We start from the raw sequence: 16,274 nt of genomic DNA on the forward strand, positions 1-16,274 counted from the left end.
ATGTTGGATTACAACGTATTTGCGTCAAATATTAAGCAATGGGGTATCGAACTGGGGTTTCAGCAAGTAGGTATTAGTGATATAGACCTAACGACAGCAGAACAAACGTTAATACAATGGCTTAATGATGGTTATCATGGTGACATGGCGTTTATGGCAAAGCATGGCACAAAACGCAGTCGTCCTGCTGAATTAGTGCCTGATACTTTACGGGTTATTTCCGTGAGGATGGACTATTTACCCGAATCTCAAATGCAAATGTTGGCGGTGTTAAATCAATCTGGAAGTGCTTATATTTCCCGCTATGCCTTAGGACGCGATTATCACAAGGTATTACGACAACGTTTAAAACAGTTAGCCATACGTATTACAAAAGAAATTGATGGACAAATATATCGCGTATTTGTTGATAGCGCGCCCGTATTAGAAAAGCCCTTAGCAGAAAAAGCGGGATTAGGTTGGATAGGTAAACATACTAATCTTATCAATCGTCAAGTAGGGTCATATTTTTTTTTAGGGGAAATTTATGTAGATTTACCCTTACCCGTGGATGTTCCTGTCAATGCCCATTGTGGACGTTGTCAGGCTTGCTTGACGATATGCCCAACGCAGGCAATTATTGCGCCTTATCAACTGGATGCTAGACGATGTATTGCTTACCTGACCATTGAATTTAAGGGCAGTATTCCTATTGAGTTGCGCCCACTAATCGGTAATCGCATTTATGGCTGTGACGATTGTCAGTTGGTTTGCCCATGGAATCGCTTTGCACAATTGACAACAGAAAGTGATTTTTTACCCCGTCAAGCACTGATTAACCCGCCGTTGATAACTTTATTTAACTGGACTGAAGCCGAATTTTTGCAACAGACGGAAGGCAGTGCTATTCGTCGCATTGGATATGAAAGTTGGTTGCGTAATATCGCTGTTGCATTGGGAAATGCTACCCCAACGACAGACATTATTGCCTGTTTACAACAGCGTTTATCAGTCCCATCGACCATTGTGCGCGAGCATGTTGAATGGGCATTACAACGATTACAGAGGTAATTATTCTGTTTTGCTTTCTAGTGGCATATCTATCATATTTAATTGTGCAACAGCCGCATTGGGTTTTACAACGACAACAGACACCATGCCATTCGCGCTTTTTTGTAATCGCTCAGCATTCGCAACCGCATCCTCATAATTCTCATACAAACTGCCACCCCCTTGTTTTGCATATTGGTGAAAAACATCATTCCATTCTAATATTTGTGAAGACTCTTTTAACTGAATTTTATAGAGCCGTTGTGGGGGCGTTGTGCCACAAGCAGTGGCTTTTTGAGGAGTCGCAAGTGGTGTGGCGACAGGTTTACGTTTATTACGTTCAGCATCATGCCAACCTGTATCCCAACAAGTACGTTGCAGGGTATGTAGCTGATAAGGATTTTGTTGACGGTCAACACCTTGATAAAAAGCGGTTTCGCCCTTTTTCAAATAAACTGAGCGTTCTTTATCTTCTTCTGTGACCCCTGTAGAAATCTCGACTAGCATGGTATCAATAAGCTCGGTTAATTCCGCCATCGACCAGTTTTTACGATTTTCCATTTTTAATCGTTGTAATAAATAGCGTAAGGCGCGCAATGTATCCGATGCCGCATCGCGTTGCGCTTGTGTTTCTAATTTTAGTTTATTATCAACGTCTATTGTGTTCATGTTATCTCCGCCCACGTGTGCAATAAATCCGTGCTTTTCGGTTTAGGATAACTCGATATGACCTGATGGTGATGTATTTGCGTTATAAAAATTGAGCTGATTTTTCAGGCTATTTTAGTCGACTGCGTAATGCCTACTCCCATCATTTTTGAAAGCGCGGCTAAAAAAAGGGTTTCATTGACAATGGTCATGTCAAAAGAACGGCTTAAACTTTCGGCTTCTTCGTTGCTGATTCCCAACACAAATAAAATCGATTCTGAGTGGGTTAAACGCAGGCGTTTTCGTAATTGCTGATATTTATATAAGGAATCGCGAAACTCGCCCGACTTGCATTCAATCCATAAAGGAATACTACCTTGTATCAGGAAGAACAAGTCAATTTCATTTCGTTCATTGTCTGGAAAACTAATTTTTCCGCCTCGAAAATAACCAAACTTTACCCGCTTTTCCCATAATAATGAGGTCACTTTCATAAATATGTACCATTCCAACCAATCGCCATTGAAAAAATTGACAATTTTTCGTGCAGGTTGTAATGATAAATAAACACGGTCTTTTGTTTTATTGTCAATGTTATAGCGGGTAATAAACGCACATTTATAAAGCAACTGAATAAAATCTTTTAATTTTTTAATTTCTACTTCAGAATAATGACCGAAATGAAAGCACAAGCGTGCATTTTCTTTAGTTTGTAATCTTTTGATAGAGGCAATTAGTTTGTTGAGTAAGGCGTAATTGTCTCCAAGTTCTACCGCAACTTCGTCAAAATAGCCTGAAATATCCATTAATTGATCATCAAGGGTTAGCGCAATCTGGCGGGACTTGAACCAGTTTTGCAAACTATCTAAATCATTTTCAAACGGAAAATCATTTTTGTGGGAAAACGCATAACCTTTGTCCAGTGCCTGTGCAGTAGATGTGGGTTTAGGTGATTTTAATTGCGCGCTTTCACCATTATTGAACGTATTGAATAAGGCTCCAATATTATTACTTTGTGGTTTCGTTGCCGCGATAGTTTCAGCGGCTTTTGCGCGGGCGGTAAGGGCGATTTGTTTGAGTTCTTTATTTTTATCGGTCAGTTTTTGAATTAAAACAATTGTATCATGTACTTGAGCAGTTTTTTTACACAGTGGACAGGCAACCGTTCTAGCTATATGTTGATTAGCAACCTCTCGTAAATACCCACAACTTGCACAACGTAGTATTGCCATTTTTTTAAAACCCCTCAAAATTAATTTTTTATAAGCAATGTTATGAAGTATCACCTCAAGATTATCTCGAAATTATTAGGAATGATGCAGTTGCGAGGAGTACAATTGCATCAGCCCTGATTATAAAGGAAATATAGAAGTACATAAAGCTTTGGTGGTATTTATGAAAGCACGAAGCTTGGCGAGATATTTAATGTAAAGCAGAGACCAGCTAAGTTTTATAAATTTAACGGGTCTTTTGGGGTGTGACTAAGGGATTATAGGTTGGTTTTCATTGCAACTGGTAAACACCACTAGCCCACCTTTTTGAAGGTAGGCTAGTTGACCTATTTGCAGGTAACGAATTTATGCGTAACGATAAAAATGTTTACTTTTCGTTAAATGGTTGAGGATGTAGTGTTTTGTCACCAGAAGGTGGCAATATGGGGATTAAGAAGCTAGGTTGTTCACCTGTAAGCGTTTTTAAGAAGGCGACAACCTTGGCATTTTCTTCAGCAGTAAATTTCTTACCCAGTTGTAACCGTCCCATGGTATCGACTGCTTCGGTTAATGTTTTTGCCGCGCCATCATGGAAGTACGGGTAGGTTAATTCTACGTTGCGCAGTGTTGGCACTTTAAAGAAAAAGCGATCAGCATCTTTACCTGTGACGGCTTTACGTCCTTCTGCTGGGTTATCTGTTTTATAGGGTTCAACTAATCCCATTTTTTGGAAAGAGCTACCACCTACAGCAGCCCCATTATGACAGGCAACACAGCCACTTTCTTTGAACAACTTATAGCCTGCTTGTTCGTCTGCGCTTAATGCATCTTTTTTGCCTAATAACCATTGGTCAAAACGAGAGTTTGGCGTAACAAGTGTTTTTTCAAATTCTGCAATGGCTTGCGTTACTTCATCAATGGTTACTTTCTCTGTACCAAAGACTTGTTTAAACTCTGCTACGTATTGAGGTATAGAAGCTAAAACCTCTACGGCCAATTCGTGAGTGAATGCCATTTCTTTTGGATTGGCAATTGGTCCGCCTGCTTGTGCTTTCAAATCAGCCGCACGTCCATCCCAAAACTGCGCAATATTCATACTGGCATTCAGCACGGTAGGGGAGTTGATAGGACCTTGTTGCCAATTGTGTCCAATGGAAGTTGTTAAATTATCCGTGCCGCCCATGCTCAAGTTGTGGCAAGAATTACAGGAAATAAAACCTGATTTAGAGAGACGTGGGTCAAAATACAGTTTTTTGCCCAACTCTGCTTGAGCCGCATTAATGGATTTTGCGGGGGTAATTGGTTGAATGGGTTCGTCGGCAAAGACCGATTGTATTAACACACTGGCGGTTAAGGTAGCCAATATTAATGTGTTAAATTGCATATTATTTCCTCTTAACAGGTCGTTAAAAATAGGGATTCAATAATCTCGTGGTTTTGCACAATATAACGATAGCTTATTGAGTATTTAGACTGAGTCTAAATATAACTCGAAATAGGCATAAGACACAATAAACTATTTTTCTTAATTCATTATTAACGCATTATGAACAATCATCATGTTTTAACTTGTATAGATGTACCTTTATTAGCCTTGGAGCAACTATTAGCACGTTTTGGAATAACATTAATTATGTTAGAAAAAGGAGCTATCATTGAAGGGAGTTATTGGGGAGAAGCTGAAGCGGGTTTAGTACAGAATCGAGTTTATGTCCGTCCTGACACACCGATTCATTCTCTTTTACATGAAGCATGTCATTATATTTGTATGGATAAACAACGTCGTGATGAATTACATACAGACGCAGGAGGCGAATATATAGAAGAAAATGGTGTATGTTATTTACAGATTGTGTTGGCTGATTATATTCCTACAATGGATAAAGCCCGTATGTGGGCAGATATGGATGCATGGGGTTATACCTTTCGTTTAGGGTCAAGCCAAGCATGGTTTGAAGAAGATGCTACTGATGCAAAAATGTGGTTGATTGAACATCAATTACTTGATATGTTAGGATATCCTACATGGAAAGTACGCGCGTAAAACGGACATAAAAAAACGCGACTTCTTGTGAAAGTCGCGTTTTTAAGGGGAATTTACTTTTTAGGGATAGTTGAAGTAAATTCGCGTTATCTTAGTGAGAAACAGCCCCTTCAGCACCAATACCTGTTTGGCAACGCATATCTTGTGCATCAAACGCAGCACGGTCAATCTTTGCACGCTCGCTGGTGTCTAAAATAGAGACCAACCAAATGGTAAAGAATGAGGCAGCCATAGAGAATAAGGCAGGATAAGCATAACCAAATGGTGCAGAACCTTTAGGATTACCTAAGGTTGCTTCCCAAACGGTAGGGCCTAAAACCACTAACACAACCGCAACAATTAAGCCCACAAATCCACCAATGGTTGCACCTCTCGTTGTTAATCCTTTCCAATAAATAGAGAGGAACAACACGGGGAAGTTAGCACTTGCCGCCACAGTAAAGGCCAAGTAAACCATAAAGGCGACGTTTTGCTTTTCAAACACAATTCCCAACCAAATGGCAATAATACCTAATACTAAGGTTGTAATTTTTGAAACGCGCATTTCACTCACTTCATTAGATTTGCCTGCAAAGAAGACATTTGCATATAAATCATGAGAAACAGCGGATGCACCTGCTAAGGTTAAGCCTGCAACAACTGCAAGAATAGTTGCAAAGGCAACAGCAGAAATAAAGCCTAAGAAGATATTGCCACCAACTGCATGGGCCAGATGTAACGCAGGCATGTTACTACCACCAATTAACGCACCTTTAGCAACATCACCATCAACTAAGTATTGAGGATCGGTTGAAACAAACAGAATCGCGCCAAAACCGATAATGAAGGTTAAAATGTAGAAGTAACCAATAAAGCCTGTTGCATAAAATACGGATTTTCTAGCTTCTTTCGCATCTGGCACAGTAAAGAAACGCATTAAAATATGTGGTAAACCCGCTGTACCGAACATTAAACCTAAACCCAAAGAAATAGCAGAAATGGGGTCGTGGACTAACACACCGGGGGCTAGAATCTTATCGCCTTCCTTGTGAACTTTAGAGGCTTCGGAGAATAATGTATTGAAGTCAAAGCCAACTTTTTGCAGTACCATGAAAGCCATAAATGTTGCACCCGTTAACAGCAACATTGCTTTAATGATTTGTACCCATGTTGTTGCTAACATACCACCAAAAGTTACATACATCACCATTAATATGCCAACTAATACAACAGCTTGATAGTGTTCTAAGCCGAATAATAATTGAATTAATTGACCTGCACCAACCATTTGTGCAATGAGATATAGAATAACAGTGACGATAGAACCACATGCTGCCATGGTTCTTACAGGTTTTTGTGATAAACGATAGGAGACCACATCCGCAAAGGTATATTTACCTAAGTTACGTAGTTGTTCTGCAATTAAAAATAAAACGATAGGCCAACCGACTAACCAACCAATAGAGAAAATTAAACCATCAAAACCTTTGGTGTACACCATCGCAGAAATCCCTAAAAAGGATGCCGCTGACATGTAATCACCCGCAATGGCTAAGCCATTTTGAAACCCTGTAATACCACCACCAGCCGTATAGAAATCTTTTGCGGTTTTTGTTTTTTGTGCTGCCCAGTAAGTAACGCCCAGTGTTGCACCCACAAAGACGAAAAACATAACAATCGCAGGAATGTTTAACGCTTGTTTTTCAACAGCACCTAAATCACCTGCCCCGAAAGCTGCCATCGTACCCAGCATCAGGGTTGTGAAAATAGCAAATAGTGTAAGATTGCGCATTACTTAATATCCTCCTTGATTTCTCTGGTCAATCTGTCAAATAATGAGTTTGCAATAAGAACATAAACCCCTGTTAGTACAAATGAACTAACAATAACGCCAACACCAATGGGAATACCCCAAGTGATAACCTCATCAGGATTAATACGGGTTCCTAACCAATCCTTGTGGAGTGCAATAACAAGGATAAAACCGTAGTAAATAGCGCAAACAACTGCTGACAGAAACCACCCCAAAAAACTCCGCGTTTTGACTAATCGTTGATATTTTGGATTGTTTCTGACTTTCTCGACAATGCTTTCTTGCATTAGAGGTCTCCTTTGTGATAAATAACTGTTTTTGATAAGCTATTTAGGCTTAATTATGATTAGAATTAACGTTCTTAATATATCTGGAAAAGATTTTTTTGGCAATCAGATTTTTGCATAAAAAAAACTAATCTGTGAGCGAACCTAACGTAAGTTAAGGGTAAAAAAATGACCCGTTATTTCAGAGTTAAAAAAAACGATGCAATACACAAAACCTGATTAAAATAGTCAAGAAAATTTTTTATCTCCAATTTTTTGTAATTGGTGGTCAATCATCAAATTGCATAATGGCGGTTTTATACTGTTTATCCATACATTATAATGGTAATCAGAATCTATAAGCAGATTTATATAACAGATTGTTAATAATAAAGTAGTCTTATAAATAATGGACAAAATGAAAAGACGCTTTTGCCATTAACCTGATAACTTTACTAGGAGAATAGGAATGTCTAGTGTCAACAAGGTCATTTTAGTGGGTCGTTTGGGTAATGACCCAGAGATTCGTTATAGTGCGGCAGGTTCTGCAATGGCAAATATTAGTATTGCAACCAGCGAGCAATGGAAAGATAAACAATCGGGGCAAAAACAAGAACGTACCGAGTGGCATCGCGTGGTTTTTTTTGACCGCTTGGCTGAAATTGTGGGGGAATATTTACGTAAAGGTTCTTTAATTTATGTAGAGGGACGGTTACAAACCCGCAAATGGCAAGATAAAGACGGGACCGACCGTTATACAACTGAAATTATTGCAAAAGAAATGAATATGCTAGGAGGACGTAGTGATTCCTCATCAGCCGACTACGCGCAAAACACGAGTAATTATGCACCGCCACCCGCCCCTGTAACAGAGTCAGCAGCACCGCCAACAGCAACACGGACAACACCCGCGCCAGCAAATCGTCCCCCTGTTGTGAGCAGTCCTCCCCCCAGCGATTTTGATGATGACATTCCTTTTTAAAGGGACAAACATCCGTTATTTTGTATAGTGATGTGTAGAAATACGGTGGGATGTATTTCTACCTTATTATTAATTGTGTGGTAATTTTACGCTTCTGCGTTAATGAATAAGACATCAATAATAAGCATCATTGCAGATTATTTTCTTTTTTAATCCAAGCTGACCTTGACCTAACTTTCATGACTGTTTCTTTACCTGATTTCTCCCTTGCGCGTGTGTTGGTTGTTGGTGATGTGATGTTGGACCGTTATTGGCATGGTGCAACGTCCCGTATTTCTCCTGAAGCCCCTGTTCCGATTGTACATATTCAACAAGTAACGGAGCAAGCGGGTGGAGCTGGTAATGTTGCCTTAAATATTAGTGCATTAGGCGCGAAAGCAACGTTAATCAGTGTTACAGGGGATGATACCGCTGCTAATACGGTAGAAAATTTACTCCAACAAGCAAAAGTTGCTTGTCGTTTACATCGTCTTGCGCATATTCCAACGATTACTAAACTCCGTGTATTAAGTCGTCATCAGCAACTTATCCGCCTAGATTTTGAGGAAAAATTTACGCTGTTAGCGGAAGATAAAGTTTTATTGTTACAAGTTCAAGATTGTCTGGCTAATGTTGATGTGTTGGTTTTATCTGATTATGGTAAGGGCGTGTTAGCCGACCCGCAGTCGCTCATTCAACTTGCTCGTCAAGCTCATAAAGCCGTGTTAGTTGACCCTAAAGGACAAGACTTTACAAAATATCGTGGCGCGACGATTATCACGCCGAATTTGTCCGAATTTGAAACGATTGTAGGACACTGTTGTAATGAGCAAGTCCTTGTAGAACGTGGGGAAAACCTACGGCTTCAATTACAACTAGATGCGTTACTCATCACGCGCAGTGAAAAAGGCATGACTTTGTTACGACATGCACAACCCGCTCTGCACTTACCTACTCATGCCCGTGATGTTTATGATGTCACTGGTGCAGGTGATACAGTCATAGGGGTTTTATCCGCAGGACTTGCCGCAGGCATGGAACTTGGACAAGCGACGACTTTAGCGAATCATGCGGCGGGGTTAGTCGTCAGCAAGCTAGGCACGGCTACCGTGAGCATCGCCGAGTTAGAAACCGCATTGCATATCACACATAGCCAAGCGATTCAGACCCTTTATGGATTACAAAAGATTATAAATATCGCCCGCGCTAATGGAGAACGTATCGTTATGACTAATGGTTGTTTTGATATTCTCCACGCAGGACACATACAATATTTATCTCAAGCACGGCAACTAGGTGACCGCCTGATTGTGGCAATGAATGATGATGCCTCTGTACGTCGCCTAAAAGGGGCTAGCCGTCCGATTAATTCCTTAGAACACCGCATGACTGTCTTAAGTGCGCTAGATTGTGTCGACTGGGTTATCCCTTTTAGTGAAGACACACCAGAATCTTTAATTTGCCAATTACTTCCTGATATTTTAGTCAAAGGCGGAGATTACCAAATTGACCAAATTGCAGGGGGTCGCTGTGTATTGGACAATGGCGGTAAAGTATTGGTATTAGATTATCTTGCAGGATGTTCAACAACTGCAACGCTACAGGCATTACAAAATAGCCAAATAAATTTAGAAAAGTAACGAGGGATAGGCATGATTATTGTCACAGGTGGGGCGGGTTTTATCGGTAGCAATGTCATTAAAACCCTAAACAATAAGGGTTATGAAGAAATACTGGTTGTAGATAACCTCAAAAATGGGGAAAAGTTTAAAAATTTAGTTGACTGCACTATTGCCGATTTCCTAGACAAAAAAGGGTTTTTAACTCGAATTCAATCTAATGAACACGTTTGCAATAATGTAGAAGCCGTTTTTCATCTGGGTGCTTGTTCTAGCACGACTGAATGGGATGGCGAATACATGATGCAAAACAACTTTGCTTATTCCAAAACCCTGCTACATTTTTGCCTTTCACGCAAAATTCCCTTTATTTATGCGTCTAGTGCCTCTGTTTACGGCAGTGGTACAACGTTTAAAGAAGAACCTTCCTATGAATCCCCTTTAAATGTTTATGGCTATTCAAAATTTCTCTTTGACCATTATGTCCGCGCCCGTTTAGAAACCAGTCCTTCACAAATTGTTGGCTTACGTTACTTTAACGTTTATGGTCCTCGGGAACAGCATAAAGCTAGTATGGCCAGCGTTGCATATCATCTTAATAATCAAGTGATTAATTCGGGTAATGTCTGCTTATTTGAAGGATGTGATGGTTATGGCAATGGGGAACAACAACGGGATTTTGTTTATGTTGGAGATGTTGCCGATGTAAATTGTTGGTTTTTTGAAAATCGGGATAAATCAGGTATTTTTAATGTGGGGACAGGACGTAGTCAAAGTTTTAATGCGGTTGCTCGTGCGGTCGTAGCATGGCATGGTCGTGGGCAAATAGAATATGTTCCCTTTCCACAACATTTACAGGGACGTTATCAAAGTTTTACACAAGCCGACATCAGCAACTTACGTGCAATAGGCTACGAACAACCGTTTAAAACCGTTGAGGAAGGTGTACGTTTATATTTAGATTGGCTCAATAAAATCTGAGCCTGAAAGCCTGCCTGAATCAGAATTATCAGAATTTAAAACCGTTAATTCCCCTTATCCTGTTAATTCAGTAAGTTCTGATTCAGTTCTATTGATAGTATCCGTTTTAATATTTTTAAGAGCGAAATAATCGAGAATACTGCGTTTCATGCAAAGCACTGCCTATGGCCAACATAGGCGCAAAAAAGCCAATGTCCGCATCAGTTAATGACAAACTATGCTCGACACAATGTGGGATAATAGCTTGTGTTGTTAATAAGATACGTTGTCCTGCACTTTGTCCTAATGGAATCAGTTTAACGGCTGCCATCGTTTGATTTTCTAACCAACTCCACGCATAACCCATTAAAGTTTCCTCTAAAGGAATATGCCAGTGTACAGCGGCTAAACTAAATACAGTGGCATAACAAACTGGGGTATCTTTTTGATAATAAATAGAGGCTTGTGGTAGTTCTAGTGTGGTTAATAATCTAGCTAATGTTTGCCCTAAGTGGCGGTCTTCAGCGCGGAGTTCTGCGGATTCCCGCGAGGCGTATAAATAACTATTCCAATATTCAACTTGTGTTTGATTTGTTGTTTGCCATGCCCTATACAATCGCACAAGCACGGCAAGGTCTAAATGACTTAGCGTATGTTGCAGTAAACCTGCTATCCATGCTTGCGCACTTGCTTCATCAACAACCCACTTTTGTTGAATGGCCGATTCTAACCCTTGCGAATAAGCGAACATGCCGATGGGCAATGTAGGGCTGACAAGGTGGCAAAGATGGAGCAAGGGCGCAAGGTGCATTTTATTGTCCTGATAAAATTTCTTGAACTAATGCACGGTCGCTAAACGGCAGATATTCCGAACCAATCTCTTGATAATCTTCATGCCCCTTACCTGCAATCAATACAATATCGTTTGGAATGGCTTGTTGAATCGCATAATGAATGGCTTGTTCACGGTTGGGAATAATCGTGGGTTGTACAGGGGCATTAGGGTTACAACCTCTTAATATATCTTTGATAATAACATTAGATTCTTCGTGTCGTGGGTTATCATCAGTAATAATCATTTGGTCAGCAATAGCTTGGACAATTTCCCCCATTAAAGGACGTTTTCCTCGGTCACGATTACCACCACAACCAAACACGCAATAAAGCTGCCCTTTACAATGGGTACGCAAGGTTAAAAGCACTTTTTGTAAGGCATCAGGGGTATGGGCATAATCCACAATGACCGTTGGGCTGTGTGCGTTGCTAAAATATTCCATGCGTCCAGCAACAGGCGTGATGGTGGACAGAGACGGTAAAATATTTTCTATCGCGATGTTATAACTCAGTAATACACCAATAGTTGCCAGTATATTGCTGATATTAAATTGCCCAAAAATAGGAACAGCAACCTGATATTGTCCCGTAGGAGTGGTTATTTCTAAGGTGCATCCACGCAAGTCACGGTTTAAAATCGTTGCAGAAATCATGGGTTTATTCATAATATTATCTGTTTCTAACCCATAAGTAATGCAGCGAACTTCGCTAGGTAAGCGGGCTAAAAAGTTGCGCCCCATGGGGTCATCGATGTTAATAACCGCTGTTTCTAAACCTTCCCATTGAAATAAAAGCCGTTTTGCTTCGGCGTATTCTTCCATTGTTTGGTGATAATCCAAATGGTCACGGCTTAAATTCGTAAAAACAGCGGTTTTGAAAGGAATGGTATTCACACGACCTTGTACCAGTGCATGTGAGGAGACTTCCATCACAACATCATGGACGTTTTTATCCCGTAATTCGGCAAAAATGGCTTGTAAACGCAACGCATCTGGGGTGGTATAGTGAATATTTTCTAGGTTGCCATAGCAGCCGTAACCCAATGTACCGATTAAACCTGCTGGTTGTTGTTGGCTTAATAATTGGGCAATAAAATGGCTGACGGATGTTTTACCATTTGTGCCTGTTACCCCTGTTACACGCATTGTTTTTGCAGGGTGTTTATAAAAGCGGGCGACAATTTCGCCAAGGTGTTGGCTTAAGTGTGGGATTGATAAACAAGGCGTTTCTGTTGCTAAGATTTCTAAACGAGAAAGCGGTGCTTCTTTAAGAATCGCAACGGCACCACGTGCAATGGCATCAGCAATATAGTGTTCTCCATGAATTTTAGTCCCTGCCAGTGCAAAGAATAAATCACCCGCTTGTACATGACGACTGTCCAGTTTTAATCCCTTAATCAACGGATTATTTTGTTGAGAAAGTTGCTTGTTATTTAATAAATCGGATAGGTACATATTGCTGGTTGCTTGTAAGTGAATGTTATTTAGAAGGGGGTTTATTATTCTCTGGTTTTACAGGTTTGGATAATGACTGGGGTAGCTTATCAGGGGTTACGGGGGCTGGTGTTGGCTCGGAAATAGGGACGCATCGGACAAAAGGCAATTCTCGTATTAACCCACAAGTAGAATTAGGCGGAACGAACAATGTTTTAAATAACGCGATTACAAAAACAGTTCCGACAATCACCGAGAGTAATTTTAGTAACATGATAGAAATTTCCACCAATCGCTGAAGTATTTCTATCGTATTCTTGAGCAAAAACAGCAGTGCTTTTGCTAAGCCTAAGGTAATGGCAACAATGACTAAAATCGTTACAAGTTGCTTAACAGGCAACCCTGATGAGGTAAAAGCACTTTTTATGAATGCTTGTACAGGCACAAACAGGCTGATACATAATGCTATAAAATCATCCCATAGTGGCATGTCAACAGAAATCCTGTGTCAGGGTTGCCTTAAGTGAGTAGCAATACAATCATATCTCGTTAAAAATAGAGGATAAAACTGTTCACCTTGGTGGCAGAATCAACGTTTCAATTTTGCTTCTGCTTTTTTGCGCAATTCTAGCAGGGTTTTATCTGTAGGATTGAGTTGTAATCCTGCATCAATATAGCTAAGGCTGGCTTTATAATCCCCTTGTTTTTGCTTGGTTGTTGCGTGGATTTGATATTGTTTAACAATATTTTTAATGCCTTCTTCTGCTTTTTTGTTTTTTGGTGAAATTTCTAATACTTTACTGTAGCTTGCGTAGGCGTTATCGCCTTCTGGGGTTAAATATTTCCGTTGAATAACTTGTTGGTCGCCTTTGCTAACGAGGGCTTTTAATAAGTCTTGTAACAGTACTTTAGCCATTTCGCTACTGGGGTAGATCGTAATAATTTCTTGATAAGTCGCATAAGCATTGTTTGCTTCGGGTGAGAGTAAATCCCCTTTTTGCATTTGGACAGAGGCACGTTTTTGAAGGGCATTGAGCATGGCATCCATTAACCCTTGTGTTTCTTTATGATCGGGAGCAATTTCACCGAGTTTACGATACATTTCATAAGCCCCTCCAGAAACAGTAATGCGTCCTCTTTCTACGGCGCGTTTGCTCTGTTCTAAATAACGACTGATAATTTGCTCGCGAACTTTTTCTGCCTCTGTTGGCGAAATTTTTTCCAACGCTTGGTACGTTTCAAACGCATTATCCCCCTCAGGCGTGGTTAAACGGGTACGTTCGATTTGTTTTTGCGCTTTGTTGACTAAATCAGCAATGGGATCGCTTGGTACGGGAGGAGGCGTAGGTGTAGCAACAGGCGTTGTTGTGGATGTTTCTACGGGTTTATTATCCGTTGGTGAACTTTCTGCAACGGTTGTTTCTGTGCTGGCTTTTGGCGGTTCAGTCGTTGTTGTTGCGGATTTATTGTCGACTGGTTTGGTCGGAGCAATAGGCATTCCGCTAGCGTGTTCGGTGGCTGGGGGTTTTTCAACAAAATTTGCTGGTTGTTTAGCAACTTCCACTGGTTTTAACGGTGGCATTACTGTTTGAGATGGTTTTGTAAAACTGCTTTTTGTATCAGTTGTTATGTTCGTAGAAGCGGTTTCGTCAGGTGTATCCCACATAGACATGATGGGGACAAAATATAAAATCGCGCTAATGATACCAATCACAATTGCACTACTGGTGAGTAGAAGCATATATTTACGTGCTGGTGTTTGATTTGCAACAACAATCCTATCTTTAAAGACTGGATCAGAACCCATCTTAATTTGCATTGTGTATGACCCTTAAGCCGTATTTTAAAAAAATGGTGAACTATCAATTATAAGGTTATATAGTACGATTTAAACAGACTTTACCTGTAACCCTTAACAAGTCTTACAGGAATATGTGCGACAGGGAGTAATGATGAAATTACATTTAGACGGTGCAGACAATATCTATTTTGTACAAGCCTATGATCACGACAGTGTAACAATTAGAGAAAAGAGATATTGTGACAATTTGTTAGTCATGCCAAAACGGCTTGAAATATGGACAGCAACGGCGTTTGCAGCTTTAACAATAGCAGACTTTAGCTTATTGACGACATGGAAACCTGAAGTTGTCTTGTTAGGAACTGCCGACAAATTGCGTTTTCCACCCACAGAAATATTATCTTCCTTAATTCAGCAAGGAATTGGTGTAGAAGTGATGGACAGGTACGCGGCTTGTCGCACCTTTAATATTCTGGTTGCTGAAGGGCGTGATGTAGCTGCGGCACTACTGTTTCATTAATACCTCGTTTGTTAGACGTTGCATAAAACGCTCGCATAAAATAAGTTGTTCTTGGGTGATAAATTCATTGGGTTTATGCGCTTGTTGAATACTACCCGGTCCACAAATAACGGTTGAAATACCCGCTTGTTGAAATAATCCACCCTCTGTGCCGAAACTGACTTTACCTACTTGATTAGTATTCATAAGTTGTTTTGCCAGCGTTACAATTTCTGCGGTTTCTGCGGTGTCTAGGCTTGCAAATGCAGCCATTTCTTCCCAACGAAACCCCGTTTGTTTTGCCACCATGTGCATTTCTGGCAACAGTTTTCGCTCGGCATATTCAATAATCTCGGCTAATAATTGTCGTCCGTTTTGTTCGGGCAAGTAACGGAATTCAAACTCAAATGTGCAGGTTTCAGGCACAATGTTTAAGGCAATCCCACCTTGCACTTTACCTGTATGAACGGTGGTATAAGGCGGGTCAAATGCCTCATCCCAAGGGCCTTCATCACGAAAACGGCGTGCCATATTTTTTAATTGACTAATTACTTCAGCGGCATATTCAACCGCATTAACCCCTTGATGCGTTAAGCTAGAATGACAGGCTTGTCCATGTACATGACAACGCACGCTAACTTTACCTTTATGTGCGCGAATAACCTGCATATTGGTAGGCTCACCAATCACACATAAACGAGGTTTAATGGGTTGCTCCGCAAGATTTGCAATTAAACGTCGTACCCCTAAACAACCTACTTCTTCATCATAAGAAAAAGCTAAGTGAACAGGGGTTATTAAGGCGTGTTCTATCCAATAAGGTACAAAGGCAAGACACACAGCAATAAAACCTTTCATGTCTGTACTGCCCCGTCCAAATAATTTGTTTTGTTGTACGGAGAGTTGAAAAGGGTTGCTTTGCCAATCTTGTCCATCTACAGGCACAACATCTGTGTGTCCTGACAGTAAGACACCACCAACACGTGCTTTACCTAACGTAGCGTATAAATTAGCCTTTTTCTTGTTATCGTCGAATGTTAATGTAGAGTCAATTTGCCAACGTGCTAAATAATCACGTACAAACTCAATTAATTGTAGATTTGAGTGTCGGCTAGTCGTATCAAATGCAACTAACTGCGCCAGTAAAGACTGACTAATAGGCGGAATGGATGACATT

At 40.4% G+C, this 16,274-nt stretch carries 16 protein-coding genes; 6 read left to right on the forward strand and 10 right to left on the reverse strand.

The features are described 5' to 3' along the window. Nucleotides 1-1,050, forward strand: coding sequence for a tRNA epoxyqueuosine(34) reductase QueG (queG, locus tag AL038_RS14065; protein WP_062153831.1), 1,050 nt, complete (start codon nucleotides 1-3; stop codon nucleotides 1,048-1,050). On the opposite strand, the gene AL038_RS14070 is transcribed toward queG, so the two are convergent. The 3 genes from AL038_RS14070 to AL038_RS14080 all read right to left on the reverse strand — a co-directional run bounded on the left by AL038_RS14070 (nucleotide 1,051) and on the right by AL038_RS14080 (nucleotide 4,272). Continuing rightward, entirely contained in the window at nucleotides 1,051-1,698 is a 648-nt protein-coding gene (locus tag AL038_RS14070; protein WP_062153833.1) for a hypothetical protein, read from the reverse strand. It lies immediately after the preceding gene. 104 nt (nucleotides 1,699-1,802) lie between these two features. Continuing rightward, the gene (locus AL038_RS14075; RefSeq protein WP_062153835.1) at nucleotides 1,803-2,909 is read right to left on the reverse strand and encodes a Card1-like endonuclease domain-containing protein; all 1,107 of its coding nucleotides are present in this window, start codon (nucleotides 2,907-2,909) and stop codon (nucleotides 1,803-1,805) included. 367 nt (nucleotides 2,910-3,276) lie between these two features. Then, nucleotides 3,277-4,272 carry a cytochrome-c peroxidase gene (locus AL038_RS14080; RefSeq protein ID WP_062153837.1) on the reverse strand — a complete coding sequence of 332 codons (996 nt, stop codon included), beginning with the start codon at nucleotides 4,270-4,272 and terminating at the stop codon, nucleotides 3,277-3,279. Nucleotides 4,273-4,434: 162 nt separating this feature from the next. On the opposite strand from AL038_RS14080, the gene AL038_RS14085 reads away from it, so the two are divergent. Then, a complete protein-coding gene (locus tag AL038_RS14085; protein ID WP_062153839.1) occupies nucleotides 4,435-4,932 on the forward strand; it encodes a hypothetical protein in 498 nt (165 codons plus the stop codon). Between the two features lie 91 nt (nucleotides 4,933-5,023). Here AL038_RS14085 and AL038_RS14090 read toward each other — a convergent pair whose 3' ends face one another. Both AL038_RS14090 and AL038_RS14095 read right to left on the reverse strand, forming a co-directional pair. Then, entirely contained in the window at nucleotides 5,024-6,703 is a 1,680-nt protein-coding gene (locus AL038_RS14090) for a cation acetate symporter (RefSeq protein ID WP_101539173.1), read from the reverse strand. After that, a complete protein-coding gene (locus tag AL038_RS14095; RefSeq protein WP_062153841.1) occupies nucleotides 6,703-7,011 on the reverse strand; it encodes a DUF485 domain-containing protein in 309 nt (102 codons plus the stop codon). The genes AL038_RS14090 and AL038_RS14095 overlap by 1 nt, the downstream gene beginning before the upstream one ends. A gap of 448 nt (nucleotides 7,012-7,459) precedes the next feature. Here AL038_RS14095 and ssb point away from each other — a divergent pair, with 448 nt between their 5' ends. From ssb to rfaD, 3 genes are all read left to right on the forward strand, one after another. Further along, nucleotides 7,460-7,972, forward strand: coding sequence for a single-stranded DNA-binding protein (gene ssb / locus AL038_RS14100; protein ID WP_062153843.1), 513 nt, complete (start codon nucleotides 7,460-7,462; stop codon nucleotides 7,970-7,972). Between the two features lie 179 nt (nucleotides 7,973-8,151). After that, nucleotides 8,152-9,591 (forward strand): bifunctional D-glycero-beta-D-manno-heptose-7-phosphate kinase/D-glycero-beta-D-manno-heptose 1-phosphate adenylyltransferase HldE, encoded by a 1,440-nt coding sequence (gene hldE / locus AL038_RS14105; protein WP_062153845.1) that lies wholly within the window; start codon nucleotides 8,152-8,154, stop codon nucleotides 9,589-9,591. Between the two features lie 12 nt (nucleotides 9,592-9,603). Further along, nucleotides 9,604-10,551 carry an ADP-glyceromanno-heptose 6-epimerase gene (gene rfaD, locus AL038_RS14110; RefSeq protein ID WP_062153847.1) on the forward strand — a complete coding sequence of 316 codons (948 nt, stop codon included), beginning with the start codon at nucleotides 9,604-9,606 and terminating at the stop codon, nucleotides 10,549-10,551. 115 nt (nucleotides 10,552-10,666) lie between these two features. Here rfaD and AL038_RS14115 read toward each other — a convergent pair whose 3' ends face one another. The 4 genes from AL038_RS14115 to AL038_RS14130 form a co-directional block, all read right to left on the reverse strand. Next, the gene (locus tag AL038_RS14115) at nucleotides 10,667-11,341 is read right to left on the reverse strand and encodes an urease accessory protein UreF (protein ID WP_062153849.1); all 675 of its coding nucleotides are present in this window, start codon (nucleotides 11,339-11,341) and stop codon (nucleotides 10,667-10,669) included. Nucleotide 11,342: 1 nt separating this feature from the next. Next, nucleotides 11,343-12,818, reverse strand: coding sequence for a UDP-N-acetylmuramoyl-L-alanyl-D-glutamate--2,6-diaminopimelate ligase (locus AL038_RS14120; RefSeq protein ID WP_062153851.1), 1,476 nt, complete (start codon nucleotides 12,816-12,818; stop codon nucleotides 11,343-11,345). Nucleotides 12,819-12,843: 25 nt separating this feature from the next. Next, complete coding sequence (locus AL038_RS14125) at nucleotides 12,844-13,287, reverse strand: hypothetical protein (RefSeq protein ID WP_062153853.1); 444 nt, start codon at nucleotides 13,285-13,287, stop codon at nucleotides 12,844-12,846. A 99-nt stretch (nucleotides 13,288-13,386) separates the two neighbouring features. After that, on the reverse strand, nucleotides 13,387-14,616 hold the full coding sequence (locus tag AL038_RS14130) for a tetratricopeptide repeat protein (RefSeq protein ID WP_062153855.1): 1,230 nt from the start codon (nucleotides 14,614-14,616) through the stop codon (nucleotides 13,387-13,389). Nucleotides 14,617-14,746: 130 nt separating this feature from the next. On the opposite strand from AL038_RS14130, the gene AL038_RS14135 reads away from it, so the two are divergent. Further along, nucleotides 14,747-15,118 carry an Mth938-like domain-containing protein gene (locus AL038_RS14135; protein WP_083991537.1) on the forward strand — a complete coding sequence of 124 codons (372 nt, stop codon included), beginning with the start codon at nucleotides 14,747-14,749 and terminating at the stop codon, nucleotides 15,116-15,118. On the opposite strand, the gene argE is transcribed toward AL038_RS14135, so the two are convergent. Beyond that, nucleotides 15,104-16,273, reverse strand: coding sequence for an acetylornithine deacetylase (gene argE / locus AL038_RS14140; RefSeq protein WP_062153859.1), 1,170 nt, complete (start codon nucleotides 16,271-16,273; stop codon nucleotides 15,104-15,106). The genes AL038_RS14135 and argE overlap by 15 nt on opposite strands. Nucleotide 16,274 lies beyond the last annotated feature (1 nt).

The organism is Beggiatoa leptomitoformis, assembly GCF_001305575.3.
Taxonomy (GTDB): Bacteria; Pseudomonadota; Gammaproteobacteria; order Beggiatoales; family Beggiatoaceae; genus Beggiatoa; species Beggiatoa leptomitoformis.